This is a genomic window from Pseudomonas sp. HMWF021 (assembly GCF_003061005.1).
In the GTDB taxonomy this organism is placed as follows: domain Bacteria; phylum Pseudomonadota; class Gammaproteobacteria; order Pseudomonadales; family Pseudomonadaceae; genus Aquipseudomonas.
This window is the reverse complement of sequence record NZ_QAIK01000101.1, coordinates 1-1215: the sequence shown is the minus strand read 5'-3', so window position 1 is coordinate 1215 and position 1215 is coordinate 1. Positions and strand designations below refer to the sequence as shown.

Annotated in this window: 1 protein-coding gene; it reads right to left on the bottom strand. The window is 57.7% G+C overall.

Going from position 1 to position 1215, the window contains the following annotated elements:
• Positions 1 to 411, bottom strand: a 411-nt coding sequence (locus tag DBR18_RS29150) for an FHIPEP family type III secretion protein (RefSeq protein WP_256588695.1), incomplete at its 3' end; no start/stop codon positions are given.
• Between the last annotated feature and the right edge of the window lie 804 nt (positions 412 to 1215).

The window sequence follows — 1215 nt, the reverse complement described above, 5'->3', positions numbered from 1 at the left end:
GTTGATGATCATCAGGATCGCGAACACCACGATACCGACCACGTAGTTACCGCCGATCACCACTTCACCGAAGGCCTGGATCACCTTACCGGCGGCGGCGTGGCCGTCCTGACCGTGGAGCATCACCACCCGCGTCGAGGCCACGTTCAACGCCAGCCGCAGCAGCGTCGCCACCAGCAGAATGGTCGGGAACACCGCGAAATCCAGCGGCCGCAGCGCGTACACGCAGACCAGCAGGACGACAATCGACAGGGCAATGTTGAAGGTGAAGAACACGTCCAGCAGGAACGGCGGCACCGGCAGCATCATCATGGCCAGCATGACCAGCAGCAACAACGGCACGCCCAGATTGCCTCGACTGAGGTCGGCAATGTTCGAGCGTGCGCTGTTGATTAACTGAGAGCGATCCACCGGTTTTCCCCGTTCCTTAAAGCAAACTTTTGACGCCCAGAGCGGACGCACGGCGGCTACTGCAAGAAGCCTTCCAACTTTTACGCAGACCAAAAAGATCGCAGCCTTCGGCAGCTCCCACACCGATCTATGTAGGAGCTGCCGAAGGCTGCGATCTTTTGATTTTGCGTCCAAGCGGTGATTCATCGAAGAAATTGCGGCACCTGCACTGACGCCTTCGCGAGCAAGCTCGCTCCCACATTCGATCCTCAGTGAATACAGGTTTGGCATATCACCCAGCCCCCCCCCTGTGGGAGCGGGCTTGCCCGCGAAGAGGCCAGCAGCGACACCACAAAATCAGGACCTACAGCGTCTTTTAAACGCCAATGTTTAAAAGACACTAAAAGACACGCCTGCAAGGCTACACATCCTTGCGCCATTGCCTACAGCTAAGCCAGAATCCGCCGGCTTGTGCGCCTTGGGGTCGGGTTCTATTGTGGGTCGGTCGCTGACGAATCAGCGATCGGGTTTAGCGACTCGAACTCAATTCAAAGGTGCATCAGCGTTCCAGGCTTCGTTGCGGATCTGTATTTTCGCGATTTCGTCATGGTGGCTGTATGCGGGAGACCTTCGGGTCTGCCGGGTGCCTTTGACCGGTTCGCTAACCTGCGTACAGCCGCCACCCCTCCTGTTTAGCGACAGGTTGTAGCGGCTCCACCTCAAAGGAGCTTCACCATGATCAAACCAACACCCAACCCACCCGAAACCGACCCCACCTCCCCCTACGAATCCCTCGACTCAAAAAAACTCCACGAAGCGGCCGAC